This window comes from Clostridium sp. BSD9I1 (genome assembly GCF_900185645.1).
Taxonomy (GTDB): Bacteria; Bacillota; Clostridia; order Clostridiales; family Clostridiaceae; genus Clostridium_AK.
Map to the genome: position 1 here is coordinate 211,121 of NZ_FYAM01000011.1, position 21,867 is coordinate 232,987.

The following is a 21,867-nucleotide window of genomic DNA, read 5'->3' on the forward strand; positions in this document are numbered from 1 at the left end:
TTGGGCACACTCCTTAAGTTATAAAAAATTAAATTATTACATTTAGTTCTTAGTGCCAACCCATTAAAACTGCAATAATAATTAATACACTTTGAGTTAAGAATAAGGCACCAAACACTGGAACAAACCATTTCCACCATTTTTCTAGTTTTACTCCTGCAATACCACAAACTATAGGAGCAAATGCTGTAGGCCAAAGAATATTTGATAAGCCATCCCCAAATTGGAAAGCAAGAACTGCAATCTGTCTTGATAATCCAAGTAAATCTGTAAGAGGTGCCATAATTGGCATACTTGTAACCGCTTGCCCTGAACCGGATGGAATCAAGAAGTTTAGTGATGTTTGCACTAATAACATAGCTACACCTGATAACCATTTTGGTAAATGAGATAGAGGAATGGACATACCATAAACTATAGTATCAATTATCTTTCCGTTGGATAAAACCACTAAAATGCCGCGCGCTAATCCTATCATAATGCATGCCATGGCAATATCTGAAATACTTGATTCCATTTTTTTTGCAATAACATTTGGTCCCCAACCCATAAAAATCGCACTCATAATGCCCATTATTAGAAATATGGCACTAAGTTCTTCAAAATACCATCCGTAAGCCTTTGAGCCATATACGATTGCTCCTATACCTATAACTAATGTTAATAAAACCATTTTTTCGCGTATACCAAAAGGATGGTTTTCTAAATCAGCATTACCCATAGATACATGGCTAAAATCATCACCATATACTAGACTGGCTGTCGGATCAGCTTCTACTTTAAGTGCATATTTCATAGTAAGTGTTGAAGCAACAATAATCATGGACAAATGGCAAAATATTCTGAAACCTACGCCCGAAAACTGTGGTACTTCAGCAATGCTTTGCGCCATACCAACTGTAAATGGATTCATAACAGCACCACTATAACCCATTCCTGCTCCAAGAGCAACAATAGCAAGTCCAACAATGGCATCATATCCCATTGCTATAGAAATTCCTACAAAAACCGGTATAAATGGCATCCACTCTTCAAATAATCCAATTGTAGAGGAAGCCGCACCAATTATAGTAATAAATATTGGTATAATAATAGTACGAGTTTTACCTTTTAATATTCTTAATAAAAATGCTACAAGTCCATTAAATGCACCGCTTGAAATTATTAAGCCAATAGATGAAAAAGAAATAAATACGAAAAATATAATTGGGCCTGCATCCACCATTCCTGAATAAATAGAACGTATCATTTGAAATGGCCCCACTGGACTTTTATCTATTAAATGATAAGTCCCTGGCACTGCCACCATTTTTCCCGCTTCATTTGCTACACGTTTAAATTCTCCAGTTGGTAATATCCATGATGCTATAGCACTAACACATATTATCATCACTAAGAGTACATAAATATGCGGCATTTTTATGCCTTTTTTCTTTACTTCTATTGTTTTAACACTCATATAAATTCTCCTTTCAAATTTAGTGTTTACATAGTTTTACTACGGAGTTTGTTTGATATCTCGCTGCTTAATAAATGAATCGTAGACTTCTTTTCTAAAAATATCATCCTTAAGAACCTTTAGACATAATTGTACAATTGCATCTGCACCATCAGCTATAGCTTCATGAGCTTTAGGTTTTGTTGTTGCATCTGCTAATTCTTTTGTATGCAGTGCAAAATTATAATCTGTTATGGAAAATAAAGGTTGAATAGAAGGACAATGATAGCTTGCATTTCCCATATCAGATGAACCGTTTGGTGTTAGCACCGGACTAACCTCTTTACCTAAGGCTTTGAGAATTCCTGTCATTTCATCCTCTAGGGTTTCAACTCGTACCATATCGGCAAAGTCATCAAATCCATGTTTTTTTGTAACTTCACAGTCTAATGCTAATGCAGCACCATTCATGCATTTCATAATCATATCATTCACTTTTTCTAGTTTTGCTATGGAATCTGTTCGAAACTCTAACTGTATCTTAGCATAATTAGGTATAATGTTAGGAGCTTTTCCACCATCTAAAATTACCGCATTAACATGAATGTCTGGAGTAAAGCACTCTCGACGCGCATCAATTAAGTCAAGAAACTTTCGGGCGGCGGCTAGTGCGCTTCTTCCTTGCCATGGACCTGCAACGGCGTGTGCTGTTTGTCCGTAAAATTCCACAATATAATTTCTAAGACTTAACACGTCCATGTTAGGGATACAGCTTTTCCCGCTCCAGCTATGCATCATCACTGCAAGAGACATTTCATCAAATACACCCTTTTCAGCCATTCCTATTTTAGCACCATCATCTTCTTCTCCAGGTGTTCCTATTACATATACTTTCCCTTTGAATTGATCCTTTAATTCCACCATTGCCAATGCTGCTAACACTGACATGGAGCCATGTGCATTGTGTCCACAACCATGACCAATTTCCGGAAGTGCATCATACTCCACAAGTATTGCTATAGATGGACCATCTCCATTATCAAAACTACCTCGAAATGCTGTTTCATAACCTAAATAAGGGTATTCAACTTCATATCCTCCTTTACTTAATATTTCTACAATTTTTCTACTGGATTCATATTCTTTATTAGAAAGCTCGGGATGAGCTGCTAAATCATCACTTAGTTCAATAGCCTTTGAATGATGATTCTTTACCGCTCGATCAATAAGTAATTCAATATTTTCTGCCATTATTTCAACCCCTTCTAATTTCTTTCTTAAGAATACTCCTTTCTTTTTAGAATATTAAATGCTTATTTTATAATTGCATATATTTTACATTTATTTTATCGTCAAATGTTAAAAAAGTACAATGCAAAAATTTTTCTGAATAATTACAAAATTGTAATTATATTTTATGAGTGAATAAAAAAATAACCACACCTTTCAAGCGTGGATATTGAATACCTTATAATTTTAAAAACACTACCCTATTCAGATTTATTTTCAATCAAATCACTTTCCATAATCTCAGAGTTTTCTAGCATATTTAAAAATAGCTTTAATCCATTTTTTTTATTATTGGGCAAAGTTATAGCAATAAATGAACTAGGACATAATAAGCTTTGTTCTTTAGTGATAATATTTTGCGATAATTGATTCTTCAAAAAACGTGGTATGGTAGCAATGCCCATGCCTGTTTCTACCATTAAAAGCTTTGTTGTCAAGCTATTGGCCTGTATTAATTTACTTGGCTTAATTCCCATTTCATTGCAAAGCTTATTAAAGACTTCACCTGAATAAGGCCCAGTTTTTTCACTCATGGTAACAAAAGCTTCCTTATTCACATCATCTATTGTAATATTATCAATTTTAGCAAGTCTATGATTCTTATTCATGATAAGTAAATATTCCGTTGGGAAAACAGTTTTAACATCAAAAGCATTTTCATCAATATTCATGGAGTTTAAAGGAAGAGTAAAGGCAATATCTATAGTTCCGTTATTAAGATTATTCATAAGATCATTATAACTGTATTGTTCTACCGTAATTTCAAAATCTGAAAAAATTGCGTGAAAATCTTTCACTATTTTTGCCACAAGGGCCTTTTCATATTGACCTATTCCAATTTTGAGCCTTCTGTTTTCTTCCATATGAAGGTTCTTTGCTTTTGTTATTGTTGCATCGTAATCTTTAAGTATTTGTGATACACCTTTATAAAAAATCTCTCCCTCAGGAGTTAACTTCACATTTCTGTTGTTTCTGTAAAACAGCTTAAATCCTATTTCTTTCTCTATGCTGGCAATATGTCGACTCATTACTGTTTGAGCAATATAACACTTTTCTGATGCTTTTGTAAAATTAAGTTCACTGGCAACAACTGAAAAATAATATAACTTGTCCAACATCATATTTATAACCTCCATGAATCTTTTTTGGCTTTATGTATAATCAAAATATGCTTGTTTAATAAAGATATGCTTGCTTAATAAAGATATTTATCTCTAAGTTTCCACTTTTAGAAATAACAGTTTGTGCTATATTATTCATGTATCTTACCTCATATCTAAGTTTGTATATATGATTAGATATCATAATTTTATTATTCTACGAAAATGGGGATTTACCTTCAAAATGCAATAAAAAAACACCAGGTGCTTATCCCGATGTATAAATGTTTCTTTAATCTTTTCAAATTATAAAATTAGTTACTTATTAGCTTATATTACAATATTGCTATAATGAGAGCAAGCAGTAACTCTTGAATAGATACTAGTTGCCCTTTATATATTTATTCTATTTAATCTTGCCACTTGCCATGTGGGTGGCACTTTTAAATAACCTTTTGGTACTCTGGTTTCCACTTAAGTCTTGCTATACCAACTTGTCCATTTCTATTCTTAGCAACTATATTTTCAAGGATATCCTTATTTTCTGCATCTGGATTATAATAGGCATCCCTATACAAAAACATAACCACATCAGCATCCTGTTCAAGGCTTCCAGATTCCCTAAGATCAGAGAGCATTGGCCTATGGTTTGCTCTTGCTTCTGGTGCTCTTGAAAGCTGAGATAAAGCAATTACTGTAATTTCTAACTCCTTAGCTAGTAATTTTAACTGTCTTGAAATTTTAGATATATCTAAATTTCTGCTTTCTGACCTTTCCTCAGTGTTTATGAGCTGCAAATAATCTATTATAACAATATCTAACCCCTTTTGTATTTTTAATCTTTTGCATTCAGCTATGATACTTCTAAGGGTAAACACCTTATCGTATATATAAAGACTTGACTTTGATAAATCATTAGATACTTTCATAATTTTTGACCATTCTTCATCCTTTAAGGCTCCAGTTTTTATGCTGCTGCAGTTTATTTCACCTAAGGCAGATAATGCCCTTTCAAGAATTTGATTTTTTCCCATTTCTAAATTAAAGAATGCTACCTTTGCATTTTCATTTATTGCTGTGTTTAAGGCAATGTTTAGTGCCATAGCTGTTTTCCCCATGGATGGTCTTGCAGCCAGTATTATAAACTCCTCTTTATTAAGTCCTCCAAGCATTTTATCAATTACTCTATAGCCTGTGCTGATGCCTGGAATATCTCCTCCATTTTCATATCTTCGCTGAAGCATTTCAGTAACCTGCATTAATGCTTCTTCTGTATTCCCATCCTGAACATTATCTTTTGTTCTCAGCTTTAAAAATGCATCTTCTAATGAATCCACAATGTCATCACAGCTTTTATCTTTATCCTGAAGTTCTTTTTTCTTAAATTCAAGGAGATTTATCATCCTTCTTAAATTGGACTTTTCCTTAATTATTTCCCCATAATATTTTGCATTATATACTGGCAGATAAGATGTATAAACTTCGCTTAAATAACTTATTCCGCCTGCTTCTGGGAGGCTTTCACCTAATTTATCACTTAAAGTAACTAAGTCTATAGGGATGTCCCCCTCATATAAATTCACCGCCGCGCCATAAATAAGCTTATGCCTGGTATTGTAAAAATCATCATTATCTAAAAGGTCAATAACAGTTAAAATTGCTTCATTGTCCTTAAGAATAGCACCTAAAATGTTCACCTCTGCCTCTAGATTATAAAACCTATTGATATCCACCTAAGTCACCCCTACTCTACGTATACATAAGCTTCAGCATTAGCGCCTTGGAACTTAATTTCACTGCACTTATCCTTATTTTTGTCCTTCCAGTCCCTTTGATAAGCTAAAACTTTGTTTGCCGTTGTAAGACCAAGACTATACCAATTATTTAAAATAGAGTCTATGTATTTCATACTTCGAGCATTATGATAGGCTGCCTCTTTAACTGCCAAAATTATAGAATCACAGCTCATGTCCTCACTCCAACCCTTAAGACTTTCAAACTCTATAGGAGTTATTGGGTGAATATTGTTATTAAACACCTGTACAACTTCACCGATACCTGTATTTTCTTCCTCATGAGCCTCATCCCCATAAACATCAGCAGCAGAGCTCACTATTATTTCTTCTGCTTCTTCTTTTTCTTCTACTTCTTCAATTTCTTCTTTAATTTCTTCTTCCCCTAGGTCCTTATAAGCCCCTTGCAAGCCCCTTATTTTTTCCTGAAAGTCCTCTACTCCATCAAAAATTAAATGTATAGGATATCCTAATTTTTCACATAGCTCATAGAGCTTATCCACAAATTCTCTATGTTTAATTTCTTTTATTTCTTTATTTATGCATTTTATTGTGTTTCGACTGTTTATAAAATTGTATTTTATCCAGTTTAAAATCATTATTTCTTTTGTTTCCTCTGAGTATTCTATTTTGCCATAGGTGATAAATCTCTCTAGTAGCTTGCTCACAGTTTCCCTATTATAGCCTGTCTCATATTCAATAGTTCTTTTAGGAAGTTCAAAAATCCCACATTGTTTAGTATTAGTGCATTGAAGCAAGTAAACGTAAAAAAACTTCTCCTCTGGTGTCAAATCCATAACAAAAGCATCTCCCCAAAATGATAATTGTAATTGTCTATATAGTGCCATAAGTAATCCACCTCCAAAAAATTTCTACCTATATATTTAATATGCAAAAATATAAAGATTGCTGTAAAAAGTTAAAATTTTTCAATAAAATATCTGTTATATAAATTTTCTTTTTAAATTAATCCTAAGTTTTAAATTATAATTTTTTACACCATCACCCAAAAATTAGTAACTTATCAATAACTTTCAACTAATACTTTGATCAACACTCTCCATACTATAAAAGAAGCCTTTTATAAGGAGGGTTTTATTATGGATACTAATAATTTTTCCCGGAACGCAGATACAAATTCGATGCTAGGTAAGCCACTAGCTGTGGGCGACAAAAATTTAATTCCTATAATGTCTGATGCACTAGATTGTGGCGATAAAGAAATGAAAGCAAAAACAAACAGAACTACTAACAAAAATGGAACCTATAAATACACAAACGAAAACGATGGTGGCTAATCATAATGGTAATTAGGCATAGGTATTAATACCTATGCCCTAGCATCTACTATAAGCTGGATTTTGTACTATTAATTAAAGCTAGTATATACTCTACACCTTCTTATTAAATTCTACATATAAGATATTCATCACTTCACTTTCTAATTTTAGACAAACTGTTATAGGCTTTTCTCCATGAATTTATTTAATGACTTTTCTTTGCACATTTTATATTCTCCCTAGTACTTATCACAGCTCTTATCCATTTCAATTGTTTCTATTTGTATATATATGACACTTAACTTAGAAAAAATGGGACAAAAAACCTAAAAAAACTTCTTTTTAATTTTTTTTATTCTTTTTTTATAATTCTGTCCCTTTTTTTAAAGCCGAAGTGTCTTATATAGTTATATATGAGAATTTTATTTTAATTTGTAAAATTATAGCTGAGGGGTGTTAATTATGAATTATGGTGAAATTGAATCAATTGTAAAAGAATTAGTAGTGTTAGAAGAAGATGAGTATTTAGATTACACTAAACAAATGATTGAGTTTGTTAATGCTAAAGTTAATAGAGAATATAATAAAGATTTATTTACTTATTATGATAAAGAGGATTTAAAACTTGATATATATTTAAAAGTTTATGGTTTATTAAATAAAACCGAACCTAAAAGCTTTGTAGAAATATTGTGCTATTCAAAGACAGCTGTTAATAACTTTATAAAAAATAAAAAAAGAGCACTATATTTAAGATTATGCAAACGTATATATAAACCTCTTCAGAGCTCCTATGCACAGGAAATATATATGGATAAAATAGCTCAAATGGCTCATTACACAAAATCTCTATGGGACTATATATCCTACAACCCCATTCCAACTTCTGTAATGAATAAACTTACGAGTACTGATAAGGATGTACTAAATTTTATTTTGCATTATGGAGATATTTCAACAAAATTTTATGCAGCTGTTGAAAAAATTGATGAGGAAACCTCTAAAAAAAGAATAACCAGATTTAGAGAACATATCTCCTATAGAATGCTTTTATGGAAGGAAAGTCATCCAGAAGAAGCTAAGTTAATTCCTGAAGTATTTTCTTATATAAAAAATAAATAACTAGATATAAGGAGATTTATATATGGATTTAGAAGAATCAGCTCTTAAAGCCCAAGGAGGAGATAAAAAATCTTTAGAAGATTTATTTATATATTTTAAGCCCTACATTGTAAAGCAGGCCCACTGTATATATGTAAAGGGGTATGATATAGATGATTTAATTCAAATAGGTTATGTAAGTCTTATGAAAGCCATAAAGATGTACAAGCCGTTAAATAAAAATTTCAATTATTATGCTCTAGCTTCAATCAAAAGAAACTTTTATTATCTTATAAGACAAGAAGCTCGGCATAACGGAGAATACAGTATGGATTTTGAAACTGGTGGTGGATTAACTCTAGCTGACAGCATAGAAGATAAATTTAACTTAGAGGAGGACTATGTAAAAAAGGAAGATATAAAAAGGTTAAAAGAAACCTTAAAACTCCTAAATAAAGAAGAAAAGGACTTAATAAAATGGGTGTATTTTGATAAGAAAAGCCTAAAAGAATATACAGAGCTAAAAGGAATTACTTATCATCAGGGAAGATATAAAATGCACAAGGTGCTGCAAATGCTTAGAGAAGATTTAAAATAATATTTAATTTTTTCTCACTTTTCTTCTTTCTGCATATTAAATAGTGAAACATCTCAAACGAATTGAGATGTACTGATTTATAACGAAATCACAGATTTCTATAAATCATGCAATTGAAAGGAGTTGATAGTATGGCTGTTACAGCTGATATGGTTAAAAAGTCTTTAATTCTTGAATATGTAGTGGGAACTGATGACGAGGGCAAGGATGTCATTGGAAGTCAAAGATTCTCCAAAATTAAAACTACTGCTACTGATGATGCTTTAAATGCTGTTGCACAGGCAATATCTCCAGTACTTAAAAATCCAGTTTTATATACTAAGAAACAAGAAGACAGTGTTTTAGGCTAATAAAAAGGAGGAATGATTTATGGCTAAGAGTTTAGTTTTATCCTTTGTGAATGTTGGAGGAAAGAAGACCAGCATCACAGTAAACAATATAAAAGATGCAGTAACTGCTGCTGAAGCTAATACCCTTATGGACACTATAATTGCCCAAAATGTCTTTGAAACAAAAGACGGAGATCTCGCTAGTAAAAGCGGTGCTTATGTAGTAGACAGAGAAAAAACTGAAATAACATTATAATTATCCTGAAGTAAAATAGTGACCCTTTTTAATCTATGCAAGGCAGTAAGTCCATTCACTGGGGGGTGCTGCCATTATATAAATATCTCCTAAACTGTATTTAAATTTATAATCCAGCCTTATAAAAAAAAAGAGATAGTCCCTTGGGATTTTGCACCAGGGGCTACCTCTTTTATTTATGGACATCTTCTAAAATTGTGACATTTTGAGGGTGGAACCAAGTACTTTTATGTGAACATGCTTTGCTGGACACACTTGCTAAAAACAACTTCAATTCGGCAAGTAAATCTATAAACCATTGATAACACTTAATTGGTTTGTAAAAATTTTTTTGTACTAAAATATCCCTTAGATTTCTCTAAGGAATACTTTATCTACATAGTTTTAAAGTCCTTAAAACTTCATACTCTTCAACTAAATCCTTACCATCATAAAAATCAAATTTATATCTTGAAGGTAAAGTTATTATATAATTTATAGCTTCATCAGTAAATACACCGCTTGTTATTATAATACCATTAGTTATATTATCACCAACCATAGCACCTATAAGCTTTCTGACTATATTGTCATCTACTTTAAACTTTGCATTGTCACTATAGGCATATCTTTTACATTCTACATAACACTTATCATTGCCCTTTCTACAAATAATATCTTTTCCACCGTCAGGTCCTTTAGCAGTTACAAATACATCTAAAAAGCCTTCCTTTTCTAAGAATTCTCCACACCAATGTTCAAATTCATTAGGTGTAAGATTATCATGTAAATCATTTACTCGAACAATACCATGTTTTAGCCTATTAATATCTAAGGTAAATAATCTTCTTAATCTACTATATTTAATGGTCTCTATGATTAAAAATATTGCATATCCTATAACAGATATTACAATAATTAATTTTATTTCATCCCAAGTTCTCATACAGTTCCCCCCTTATATACTATTTTCTTGTTGTAGTATCAAAGATACTTCTTGCTCTCTTAGCTTTCTATGAGCCTTAGTCAAAGATACTCCATCATACCAAGTAACTGATAACCTATCTGGCAGCTTTTCTAAATACTCTAATGCTCCGTTATTAAAATCTCCGGTTGTAATAACTATACCTTCAGTAATATTGTCGTGCTCCATAGTTCCAATAAATTGTTGGAGTTCCGGCCTACCTAATATAGCATAATCATCTTCTATCTCTTTTATCTCATCTGTTAACTTACACCAAACATAAACTTTATTTCCTTTATTCTCACATGTGATTGTTTTAAATTTGTTATCATCCCATGTATGTGTAATAGTAACACCTGCATAACCCAATCTGACTAAAAAATCACTACACCAATCCTCAAAATCCCCTATAGATAGCTGTACTAAATGTTTTCTTGAAAGGAAAGCATACTTAAACCATTCTTTTTTATGAAAACTATTTAGTTTTTCATTAAGAATCCTAAGAAGTTTACTATAAATTTTTAAAGCGACAAATATTAACGCTATTATAATAAATTGTTTCAACTAAACCACCTCCATTTTTATTATTGCACCTACTGGAAAATATATACTCTCCTTCTCAAATAAATAAAAATGCTTAAGTTATAGTTCAATATTCACGTTAAGTTTTCTTTACAAAAATTAAACTTTTGTTTATAACTTAATGGACTTATATTTTTTCCTTTAAATATATAATTGTTATTGGCAATATTGTATCAGTTTACCTGGAGTCCATGACACGTTAGATATCGTTATATTACGTCAACTTCGGAAAACTCATCTGTTCTTATACTCAGAGATAAGTATGATGTATGAATAAATAAAGAAACCAGAAGGCGGATAAGTAGTCGGATTACATCATAGTACTAATGAAGCAGAGTAATTTCTGTAGAGGGAAGGATGTAACATATTATTGGCCTTGTAAGATGACTTTGTGTGCTGTTTTGAGTATGAACATGAAGCAAAGTCCTTTTATAGTGGCTTAAAGAAAAGGCTATCTAAATTTAATTTAGATATAGCTGAAGATAACACAAAGATAATTTATTTTAGAAAAAAAGCATACTTTGATAGAAAATTTGGATGGTTGTGAAAGGCAAAACCTATTCCACTGGTTACTATAAAACCTACGCAAGACTACAAGCTCTCTTCTGAGAACTTGTGGCCATTATATAAATACATCTAAATTGTATATGAGTTTGTAATCACTCCTAAATAGAGAAATCTGCTGCTTTCCTTGCATTATTAAAAAATTGATGATAAGTATTTAATCTTTAGGACAACTTCCAAATTTATAAAATTTTACAAGATGAGCCAGATAGCTTTGCGACCGAGAGCAGAGATTAAGCTTCTTTATATAAAAAATAAATAGTTACTTCAGAATTTACCCTAAGTAACTATCTACTTTATTAGTATTTCTGAATATAAACTTTTTAATATATTATTCAATATTTGATATAAATTAATAATTGGTATTTATTACATACCGGCAATTTTAATCTCTTTTTCAAATTTATTACTTAAAATATCGTCATACTTAATTATTAATTTATTAACATTAATGTCATTAACATTATGTAATTGTAATGTTAATTGCTTTTTCTCTGAAGGTATTATTTCACCATACATCGTAAAATTATCATCTACATAACAATCAAGTTCATAACATTGATTGTTATTATCTGAAACAAAAAACTTAAAAAAGTACAAATCTATAGGCTCTTTTGTATCATTATTTGTAATATCTAGATTAATTACAATTTTGTTCTCATATCTTGATAGCTTTATAATATCAACTTTAGTATTTAAATCATTTAAGTTCATGCTTTTGTTTATATTAGATACGCTAATGACATTATTAGACACATCTTTACTTTTATTATCCTCAATTAGGCTATTAGGGATTGATGAAATAATCCAGAAAAATATTATGATGCTTGAAATTATGAAATAAGCTACTTGTCTGTTATTTATAATAATATATCTAAGCTTTTTCAAAACTTTCTTTAAAAATGATATCCGATATTGTTTGATAATTTCACTTATTTCATTTAAGTTATAATCATCATAATACCCCTGAAAATTTTCTATATATTCATTAAGTCTATCAATTTTCACTATTGGAACCTTTGAATATTCTGGACCTATAATCTGAGTATCTTTATTAGCAATAACTATTAAATCATTAATTTTATATTTATTATTTAAAATTTTTTCTAAAGTGTGTCTATGTTGTAATACTTGACGTGCAAAACTTTTTATATTTTTTTGACCTGTATTACTTATTTGTTTCCATATATCATTACCATCTATGCTTATAATTCCTGCATAATTCTTCGTTTCTATATTAAAAACGCCTTTTTTGGTTATCAAAATATGATCAATCTGACTTTCGCAATTATCATAGCTTAAGTTAGTATCATATAATAATACATTTTCTAATCTAACTTGCTTTAGAATATCATTTACATCATGCTCTCCTTCTATACCAGAAACAAATATACGCATCCCTTTTGACAATTCCTTGTCAATGCCATATTTTTTATACCTCCAATATATCATATATATAAGAGCTATAATAATTGATAATTTAAAATATCTTAAAATAACCATTGCTAAAATAAGATAAAATACTGGATTTATTTTTTTAAACATAAGCCACACTCCTTCTGTTTTTATACAAAATTAGTATGTCTTATAAACTAGTAAATTATGTATATTGCCAGTAGCATATTAATGACTCCGCTGCTCCTAATATTTTTCTGCTGTACTCCAAAGGCTTTAAATAGCAAGCTCGAGGCAAGCCTCTCGCCATGGGGTCTGACCCCATGAAATAAAATTGGAAACACATTAAAATATGTAAATATTGATTATTGTTAATATTATTATGTGAAAAGTTTAAGCCAGTGCTTGAGCAAGCATTGGCTTTCATAAATTCACTTAAAAATTAACTTTATTAAGTATTTGCATTTAAAATTTTTGCTTCTTTTAAGTCTATTTTTGCCTTATGTCCATGTTTCTCAAGTAAGTATAATAAATTTCCACCATTAAGCAGAGTAATAGGTTTATTGTTAGCAAACTCATACGCATCAGGTCCATAATCTGCAGTAGTTACTAAAATACCTTTTGTTGCACCTTCATTCATTAATGTTCCATATAGATCTCGAACAGCAGATACACCAACTGTGTTTGTATATCGTTTTGCTTGAATTACAATTTTTCCACCTCTAATAGGATCAGGGTCAAAGGCAACTGCATCCACACCTCCATCGCGACTTGCTTGAGTAACCTTTACTTCACCACCATTAACAGAAAATTCATCTTCAAATAACTGTCTGATAAGATGCTCAAAATCTTCCCACGGGATTGCAGCTAAATTTGTTGAGTCATCTATTAAATGAGCAACATCATATGATTCAACAAAGCGTTTATCATTCTTATCTAATGTTAAGATGGGCTTAATAGGTATAATACCTGCAAGCTTAGAACTACCTATACCTTTAAGATTTTTAAAACAAGATTTAGGGTCTACATTTTTTAAATCTATAACTTTAAAATCCTCTTTTTTTACTTGGATACTTACAATACACACATCTTCTCGATTTCCTGTTGCCTTATTTAAATAGTTAATCCAACCATTAAATTGAATTGCATCTATTGCATTTATTACATCTACCTCAAATTCTTCATGTAATACTCTTAAAATTAATCTATAAACAGTAGTATCAAAGAGTCTTTCTATGTAGGAATCATTATGATAACTTTCTTTCATTTCGTCTTTTGAAGATATATACTTAACTTCTTTTAAACGCGGAAAACTTTCAATACTTGGCAGCATATACTCAATAATTAAAATCTTTGTATCCGGATTATAATCCAATTGAAAATCCTTTTGAAAAATATCAGGAAGCACCGATTTATTTAATACCATTTCACAATATTCAAGAATTGCAGAAATATCATAAGATAAGTAATGTAATTTTAACCTATCAATTTTTGAATTGACTTCATTTTGTTTTGCCACATACTCCTCTTTTTTCTTGTTCCACTCATCAACTTTAGCAGTAAAATCACCCATACTTTTTTGATAATCTGCCTTTAATTTATTATTAAATTGAGTTTTCTCATCATAGATTATTTGCCACTTATTATAAGCCTCTTTATAAATCTGCTCTGCTTCAGCTATTGCTTTCTTCTCCAAAAATCTAAACATACCCGTAAAAATATTTAATTTTGGCTGAAATTCTATACCATATTTATCTGGAGCAACCGGTATTATATCATAATCAGGTTCACTTGGTTTTACTGGATAAGTTTCAGTAAACTCACCCTTAATCTTAAGCTGTTCCCATTCCATGACATGGCTAACTTTTAAAGTACTAAATAGTATATCTTCTATTTCTGATAATTTTTCTTCTACTTCTTTTGTTCTTTTAATAGCTTCTTCTGTTTTAGTATTTTTTATTTCTTCTATCCGTTTTTTCTCTAGTACTACATTCCATTTTTCTCTCCACTTATCAACTTGTATTCTAACTTTATTTTTAAGTATATCTATTTCCGGAGCCGTAATTACTTTGTGATCTTTCAATCCATCATGCCAAATTTCTTGTTGAAATTTCAATATCTTAGTGCGATTAGCATTCCACACTTTTTCAACGTGCCCATACTTTATTAAATTCTCAGCAATAACTTTTTTGTCTCTCACTTCATGCATCTCCTTATATTTTGTCAAATAAAAAAATAAGCTTTCTATACGTGCAAATTAACGCCCTGATATATTGTCATATATAACACAATTTGGTACTATTTAGTATTATGTTACAATATTAAATTTATATACTAAAAGATGTATCATTTGTTATGTATACTTGTTATATTCAACTGAAAATAAGCACCAGCTTTAATTTTAGCTGATGCTTATTTGTGTTTATAATTTATTGAAGAAATTACTTATTATTTACTAATCTGTTTGCCACCTCAATTAAACTATTTCTAGATATAGGATTTACTTGATTAAAATTGATTGTTTCTTCATGTCCTTTAGTTAGCTCCCAATAGGTAAACTGTTCAATTTCGTGTGTTGTAATATTATCTTCAGTATTAAATTCTGTTAACAGACCTTTTATTATACTTGCTTCTAGATCTAAGTTGTAATTCTTGCCAAAAGCTAGAATAATTAATTTATTATCATTTACATCTATTAAGCATTCTATCAATACTTGAAGTCCATTAACTCTACGTGTGGTATTTAACATTGATCTTTCAATACTAATTCTAGTTTCAAGATAATTTAAGTCACTAAAGCCACTATTATAGTTTGTTGAGTATATCTGTAAAAAATTTTGCAAAAAGTTTAATGGAATACTTCTCCAACTACTTCCTCTTATATCTATCTGCGTACTTGTATTATAAATGTACTCATCTACGGGTTCTCTACTACCTCTCATAAAACTTTCTTTGATAATTCCATTAGCCTCAGAAATACCTCTAGCATAATATATGTTTTTACCTTTGACTAGATCATTATTATAAGCCTTAAAAAATTCATATAGTCTTACTTGCAATTCATGCTCCAAAAAAATTAATTACATACTATAATTATTAAAATAATTTTGGATATATGAATTACAATAAAATATATTATTCTAAAACCACCCATAATGTAATTTATATATATTTCAGTTATATTGAATTATAAAAAATAATAAATATATAGTGAATCAATTTCTTGAGGTAATTATATTTGTATATTCAAACACATAGTGCTATTGGTGCTTCGGCAGTAGTACTAATAATCCACCCACCTTTAACAAGTCTTATTCCATGTATACTATTTTCAACCATGGGTTCCATTATTGTGGATATAGACCACCAATACATTGCTAACAAATTCATTTTTCCAATACTAGCTGTTATTTTTACACTATGCTACTATTTAGATCTGCTTACTTTTAGTAAAAGTTTTATACTAGGTCTTTCTATATTTTTTATAACTATTATAACTTTCTATAGTAGTGGTCATAGAAATATAGCTCATTCTTTTTTAGGATTAATATTAGCATCTATACCAATTTACTTTATGAATAAAACTGTTATATCAGCATTTGCATTAGGATATTGCTTTCATCTAGTAGCTGATAGTTTTACTAGAAATGGAGTAAAATTCTTTTTCCCTTTCGATAAAACCTCCTATGGACTAAAGATTATAAATATGCACACCACTAAAGACTTCCCTTTTTTTATTGCAAGCTTTTTCATTTTAACTTTAATGGTAATATATAAGTATAATTTATCTTATTTATTGTCCTATTTTATTAATATTTTAAATACATTTTTCTTTAACTTTATCTAAATTAAATTTACTTATAATCTAATAGTTTAAAATATAAATGGCGATAAAAAACTTTTATCGCCACTTGTACTTTAAATTATTAATTTGCCATCATTTATTCTTAAGGCAAAAACTTCTTCCTTAGCATTTCCCCCTAATATCCTTCACCACTGCCCCAGGATACTTCCTAAACTCCTCCAAGGTATATTCTCCACAAATATTCCCTTTATTAATTACTATGATTTTATCACTATCCACATAGATATCCGCGTCTTTCACTTTAAAACCACTTAGCTTAGTGTTATCGCCAATATTTTGTGAATCCGTTATTCCACTTATTTCTTCATTTATTCTCTTTAGCTCTTTCCATATTCTAAATTCATCTTTTGATTTTATTAAAAGCTCTGTCACTATCTCTGAATTGTGTAGTAAGTAATCTGTTGTATATAAGATTTTTCTTACCTGATATCCTTCTACCTTCAGAGGAATCTTTAATTCCTTCCACTGATCAACTTCAAATCTTACATATAGCTCATCTGAGTTTTTAGGGAGTTCTTTTATTTCTTTTCTTGGAACAATTTTTATATCTTTAACTATGCCATAGTATCTAATGCCAGCATCTTCTTTAAACAATGTCTTTGATTGTGCAATTGCTATAGTCTTTATGCTGTGTTTTTGAAGATTAACATTAGATAGTGCAGTATGATAAAACTTGTTTTTGAGATTTACTTCTAATTGATCTTTGTTTCTTAAAGCTCCTACAAACACAGTTCTATTATTAAAATAGCTATCCTTAAGGTAATATTCCTTACCCCTCTGATTAGGGCTTCTCTCATAGGATGAGTAAGAAGACTCCTCAATTAATTCATCTAAAAACTCTTCTAAAATTGTTGAAGAAGATGGAAGCAATGGGATACCTCCAATATTTACAGTATCTATACTTTTATAAAAATCATGTTCTCTATATTCTTTCTCATTCTTATATGGGAACAATACAAAAGCTCCAAATATATCTCTTTCATATTCATTATCATTTTTATTATTAAATATAATAGCATCTCTATATCTATGCATTGTATTGATGTCACTTTCTTCTGGGCCTGGTTTACCATATGCCTTTTTATAAGAAGTTCCTTCTTTAGCATAGTTCAATCTATATTTAGCATCAAAAATATAGTTATATCTGACTTTACTATTTCCTTCCTTTTCTATGCTAAAGATATTATCTGGCCTTTGAGAAACCGTTTGTGATCCCATTGATTTATTATATGCTATGATAAATTCTTCTCCATTTTTAGGATTCCTATAGATTACTTCAGATCGCTTTCCCTTTTCTAAAGTCACAAATATTCCATTGGTACTTATTTTTATCATATCATTTTTTATCATTTTGTATTTTTTTCTAAGTATATTGTTGATTTTTATAAAACACCAATATTCATATAATAAAGCTAAATCCTTCATGGAAAGCTTAAATACATCTCCATATAAGGTCAGCCCCTTTTTCAGGATTAAATAACATTTATAAGCATCCTTATATCCAGCTCCCATTTGGAGCACAAGAGATAAACTTTGTTTAGGTTTGTATTCCCCCATTTGTTTTAAAAATGAATTGTTTATATATCCATTTAATATACCTATCATATTATCAAAGTTGCCTATTAAAGCATTATCCTTTTTCCTATCTAATTTATAATACTTTCTTTTTATCTCCTTAAGTTTTGATATTATGGATAGTATTAAATATTTTAAAAATCTATTTTCATGAGTATCTAAGGTTACACTCTTTTTAACTTGAAGAGCTTTTATAGGAACTACTCTATCATTGATCCTTGCTAAATTACTACTATTTTTACTCAACCACTTTATAGTTTCATTTGTTACCTTTTTTATCTTGTGATAAGGAACTATATCCGCTTCCTTTTGTAATAGATGATGAGGCTTACTAATTATTATATTTATAGAAGTTGTTAATTTATTAAATATAGTTTTTAAAATGCTATAATATTCCGCAAGACTATTTCCTTCTTTACTTGTGTATCCAACATTTAAATAAGTTCTCTTCAAAAATTCAAAGGCTAGATTATGAACCTCTTCATTTACATCTAAAAGTATCTCATAATAATCCTTCTTATAATCAAGCTTTTTAGGAAAGACTTCAATTCTTAATATTACATATTCCTTACCATTAACCTTTATTATTATATCTGAAAGTCCAATATCACTATAAAAGTTTATAACACCAGATAAAATTCTTTTACTTTTTGTGAGATAAGATACACTTTCTCTTATTAATTTATTTTCATGAAAAAATTCTATATTATAATCTCCCTTACTTTCTATAACTATTTCATAATTTTCATACTCATAAAAAAGAGGAGATTTGCTATATGAATGTACATCTATTATTTCATCTTGTGCAACACAATTTACAATGACACCATCATCAAATATCTCTTCTACATAAACTTTAGGTGGATCTTCATACTTCCCCTTTATGGTAAGAGATAGCTTTTGTGTATCCACTGTAAGTAATTCAACTTTTCTATTCCCAGAAGGTTGTGAATCCATCTAGATCGAACCTCCTAATCATTTTAGCAACCTTTTTTGAGCTGAGGGGATATTTAACCTTATTTTCTTTTATGTGGCTAAATATCTTTTCTGAAACACTATTGTCATAGACATCTAAATCACTAGAAAAGTCTTCACTAAATAACTTATACAAATTAATTAATACGCTCTTTACACTAATATTACTTCCTTGAACTCTTGGTAATATCTTTTGTCTTATAGCATGATCTAAAGCATCATAAATGTTCATTAATTCCTCTTCCATTGCATATAAAATATAAAAGATAACCTCATCACGAACCCTAAATGCAAAATGTTGATTAATTTCTTTTAACTCCTCATTTATTTTATTTAATACAGGGATGATTTCTTCTATTTTTTCTCTTTTGCTTAAGCAATCCACTACTTTTAAGTATTTAGATGAAATATCACTATTTTGCATATTTAGCTCTTTAATTTCTTGAACAGAAGAATCATAGTACGCAAAATCTATATTTAAATCTACTTCATTAAACTCAATAGTATTAGCTCTATCAAGAACCTTTTTACTAAATGGGAAAGTAGTTTCATCCATATTTACAGTACCTACAAAATAAAGATTTTGTGGCATGTAAAGATCACCATAATCTTTCATAGCTTTTTCATCTTCTCCAAAAACTTCTTCTTTAAAAATCTTTTCAGTAACTATCTTTCCATCCTTTTTATGCCTAGTCTCCATCAATGATAAGATATCACTAAAATAATACTCTACTCTTGCTAAATTCATTTCATCTAAACAAACAAAATAAGGATGCTCTAGATCATTAACAGCTCTACTAATAACAGTTGTTAACGGCCCAGGAAGAAACTTTCCTTCTATATTCTTATACCCTAAAAGATCAGAAGGATCTGACCAATCTGGTCTAACTGGAATTATAGTAAATCTTTCATTTTCTGAGTTTGAACCTATCGCCTCTGCAAATAGCTGAACTAATTTACTTTTACCTGTACCTGAAATACCTGATAATAATACAAAGGGCTTTGTCTTAAGAGATAAATAATAATTTTTAATTAAATCAATATCATAAGTATAACCTTGAGATAATATATAGTTGTGTATGTGTTCAATAGCATCTTTAATATTCAATTTTTCTACTTCCTCGCTATCGTTTTCTTGATCACTGATTTGATCAGTGTTTGCGTATTTCTCATAGTAATCTAACATTTTTAATAAGTCTTCTTTTAAAACATTATCATTTGGTAGATCTTTAGGATTATATTCTATAGTTGCAATAGCTCCTGCCTCATAAGACTTTCCTAAGCCTCCTTCTCCTAAAGATATTGGTTTTTTAAATTCATACTCATTCAAGCTTAATTTTTTTCTTATACTCTCTGCATTTTCTTGTAGTTTTTTATTAGCTAATTTTTTAAATTTATTCTCATATTCCGTTACACCTTGGTTTAAAGTAAGATATAACTTATCCATTTCTTCTGAAAATAAATAAACAACGTATACTCCCTTTTGAGTTGTGTTTGTAATAGATTTATTCATTATGGCAACCCATGGAACTTTTGCCCAATTTCCCTGGCCAATGGATCCCTTTATTTCATATGTATTACTATTAATAAAATCTAAGTTCTTTAAATAGGTTGGTATATGTTTTCTAACTGTTTCTCCCAATTGATGTTCTTTAAATTCCTGTCCACTTCTGGCATTTACATAATTATCGATAACATATTGAAAAAGATTTTTAAGCTTGTTGTCCTCCATTCCCTTTACCCTCTCTTTATAGTAAAGCTCCAACTTAGTATTTAATATTGAATTTAAATTCATTAAATCTTGTATACTTAGAGCCCTCCATAGTTCATCATTAAAACATAAATACTCTTTACGATTAATTTGTGCCGTATAAATATATCCTTGATTTTTAACAACCTTATAGGCGTTTTCATTTATCACAGATTTTACTATACTTAAAGATAAGTTATTAATATTTTGAGCAATTTTACTATCACTGCTTTCAGCAGGTAATCCTGACCTATGTCTTTCTATATAATAATTTGTTATATCTTCATAAATTTTTTTACAATTGCCCTTTCCCTCACTATTTACATTATTTAAAAGTTCTATCAGCAAAACTAATTTATATGATTTTTGATAATTAGAGCCAAGGGAGTTTTTATCTCCTATATAGTTAAGAAACCTTTCCCTTATACTTAACTTTTCATCTTCAAATTCATAATAATCATCACTTGTTAATTCAACTCTAAATGTATTTGACTCATTGGTTTTATAAAATCCAATATATTCTTCTGGTCTCTTGATTTTTGGATCTTCGTTGTAGTCAAAAATATATTTATAGCTTTTATGTAATTTTTCTTTTAAATAATCCTTAATTTCTTTTCTGAAATTTATCTGATAAATATCGTCTCTATCCTTTGTATTAACATATCTTAAAATTGATCTAAATTTCTTTCCATCAATTAAAATAGCAACTTCTTCTTCTTCACCTTTTCCCAAGTTATGCTTTTTTAATTGTTTTGAAAAATTATCAACTAAATTTTTAGGTATTGTTGTTCCATTAATAAATATTGATCTATCTACCAACTTTTTACCCAGAATATCTTCCTCATTAACCTCTATCCATCCTCCAGCACTTCCCGCCATACTTTCACCCGCTTTTATAATATTAATTTCATTTGTTATATAAATATTCATACTGCTTATAGTTTTATTTTATATATAATGTAAATAATAAACAATAGTACATATAAATAAAAGGTGCATTATAGCATCACGAACCTTGCTTATCAAGCAAATA

At 29.6% G+C, this 21,867-nt stretch carries 18 protein-coding genes; 6 read left to right on the forward strand and 12 right to left on the reverse strand.

What is annotated here, in order from left to right:
• Positions 1–49: 49 nt before the first annotated feature.
• The 5 genes from BSD9I1_RS06425 to BSD9I1_RS06445 form a co-directional block, all read right to left on the reverse strand.
• Positions 50–1,459, reverse strand: a complete 1,410-nt coding sequence (locus tag BSD9I1_RS06425) for a YfcC family protein (protein ID WP_186429640.1) — start codon at positions 1,457–1,459, stop codon at positions 50–52.
• Positions 1,460–1,498: 39 nt separating this feature from the next.
• On the reverse strand, positions 1,499–2,689 hold the full coding sequence (locus BSD9I1_RS06430; protein ID WP_186429641.1) for an amidohydrolase: 1,191 nt from the start codon (positions 2,687–2,689) through the stop codon (positions 1,499–1,501).
• Positions 2,690–2,928: 239 nt separating this feature from the next.
• Positions 2,929–3,849, reverse strand: coding sequence for a LysR family transcriptional regulator (locus tag BSD9I1_RS06435; protein ID WP_186429642.1), 921 nt, complete (start codon positions 3,847–3,849; stop codon positions 2,929–2,931).
• Between the two features lie 422 nt (positions 3,850–4,271).
• Positions 4,272–5,561 carry a replicative DNA helicase gene (gene dnaB, locus BSD9I1_RS06440; RefSeq protein ID WP_186429643.1) on the reverse strand — a complete coding sequence of 430 codons (1,290 nt, stop codon included), beginning with the start codon at positions 5,559–5,561 and terminating at the stop codon, positions 4,272–4,274.
• Between the two features lie 11 nt (positions 5,562–5,572).
• Positions 5,573–6,469, reverse strand: a complete 897-nt coding sequence (locus BSD9I1_RS06445) for a DnaD domain-containing protein (protein ID WP_186429644.1) — start codon at positions 6,467–6,469, stop codon at positions 5,573–5,575.
• A 252-nt stretch (positions 6,470–6,721) separates the two neighbouring features.
• Here BSD9I1_RS06445 and BSD9I1_RS06450 point away from each other — a divergent pair, with 252 nt between their 5' ends.
• The 5 genes from BSD9I1_RS06450 (at position 6,722) to BSD9I1_RS06470 (ending at position 9,185) form a co-directional block, all read left to right on the forward strand.
• Positions 6,722–6,919, forward strand: coding sequence for a hypothetical protein (locus BSD9I1_RS06450; RefSeq protein WP_186429645.1), 198 nt, complete (start codon positions 6,722–6,724; stop codon positions 6,917–6,919).
• A gap of 444 nt (positions 6,920–7,363) precedes the next feature.
• The gene (locus tag BSD9I1_RS06455; protein ID WP_186429646.1) at positions 7,364–8,023 is read left to right on the forward strand and encodes a hypothetical protein; all 660 of its coding nucleotides are present in this window, start codon (positions 7,364–7,366) and stop codon (positions 8,021–8,023) included.
• A 22-nt stretch (positions 8,024–8,045) separates the two neighbouring features.
• Positions 8,046–8,600, forward strand: a complete 555-nt coding sequence (locus BSD9I1_RS06460) for a sigma-70 family RNA polymerase sigma factor (RefSeq protein ID WP_186429647.1) — start codon at positions 8,046–8,048, stop codon at positions 8,598–8,600.
• 131 nt (positions 8,601–8,731) lie between these two features.
• On the forward strand, positions 8,732–8,950 hold the full coding sequence (locus BSD9I1_RS06465; protein ID WP_186429648.1) for a DUF1659 domain-containing protein: 219 nt from the start codon (positions 8,732–8,734) through the stop codon (positions 8,948–8,950).
• Between the two features lie 19 nt (positions 8,951–8,969).
• On the forward strand, positions 8,970–9,185 hold the full coding sequence (locus BSD9I1_RS06470) for a DUF2922 domain-containing protein (protein ID WP_035311170.1): 216 nt from the start codon (positions 8,970–8,972) through the stop codon (positions 9,183–9,185).
• Positions 9,186–9,555: 370 nt separating this feature from the next.
• Here BSD9I1_RS06470 and BSD9I1_RS06475 read toward each other — a convergent pair whose 3' ends face one another.
• The 5 genes from BSD9I1_RS06475 to BSD9I1_RS06495 form a co-directional block, all read right to left on the reverse strand.
• Entirely contained in the window at positions 9,556–10,110 is a 555-nt protein-coding gene (locus tag BSD9I1_RS06475) for a restriction endonuclease (RefSeq protein ID WP_186429649.1), read from the reverse strand.
• Positions 10,111–10,122: 12 nt separating this feature from the next.
• Positions 10,123–10,692 carry a restriction endonuclease gene (locus BSD9I1_RS06480; RefSeq protein ID WP_186429650.1) on the reverse strand — a complete coding sequence of 190 codons (570 nt, stop codon included), beginning with the start codon at positions 10,690–10,692 and terminating at the stop codon, positions 10,123–10,125.
• A gap of 951 nt (positions 10,693–11,643) precedes the next feature.
• The gene (locus BSD9I1_RS06485; RefSeq protein WP_186429651.1) at positions 11,644–12,819 is read right to left on the reverse strand and encodes a nuclease-related domain-containing protein; all 1,176 of its coding nucleotides are present in this window, start codon (positions 12,817–12,819) and stop codon (positions 11,644–11,646) included.
• A 301-nt stretch (positions 12,820–13,120) separates the two neighbouring features.
• The gene (locus BSD9I1_RS06490) at positions 13,121–14,869 is read right to left on the reverse strand and encodes a restriction endonuclease (RefSeq protein ID WP_242966431.1); all 1,749 of its coding nucleotides are present in this window, start codon (positions 14,867–14,869) and stop codon (positions 13,121–13,123) included.
• A 241-nt stretch (positions 14,870–15,110) separates the two neighbouring features.
• The gene (locus BSD9I1_RS06495) at positions 15,111–15,728 is read right to left on the reverse strand and encodes a hypothetical protein (RefSeq protein ID WP_186429652.1); all 618 of its coding nucleotides are present in this window, start codon (positions 15,726–15,728) and stop codon (positions 15,111–15,113) included.
• A 179-nt stretch (positions 15,729–15,907) separates the two neighbouring features.
• On the opposite strand from BSD9I1_RS06495, the gene BSD9I1_RS06500 reads away from it, so the two are divergent.
• A complete protein-coding gene (locus BSD9I1_RS06500; RefSeq protein WP_186429653.1) occupies positions 15,908–16,516 on the forward strand; it encodes a metal-dependent hydrolase in 609 nt (202 codons plus the stop codon).
• Positions 16,517–16,636: 120 nt separating this feature from the next.
• Here BSD9I1_RS06500 and BSD9I1_RS06505 read toward each other — a convergent pair whose 3' ends face one another.
• Together BSD9I1_RS06505 and BSD9I1_RS06510 are read right to left on the reverse strand one after the other, a co-directional pair.
• Positions 16,637–19,066, reverse strand: coding sequence for a DUF2357 domain-containing protein (locus tag BSD9I1_RS06505; protein ID WP_186429654.1), 2,430 nt, complete (start codon positions 19,064–19,066; stop codon positions 16,637–16,639).
• Positions 19,041–21,713, reverse strand: a complete 2,673-nt coding sequence (locus BSD9I1_RS06510; protein WP_207653885.1) for an MrcB family domain-containing protein — start codon at positions 21,711–21,713, stop codon at positions 19,041–19,043. Before BSD9I1_RS06510 ends, BSD9I1_RS06505 begins: the two co-directional genes overlap by 26 nt.
• Positions 21,714–21,867: the final 154 nt, after the last annotated feature.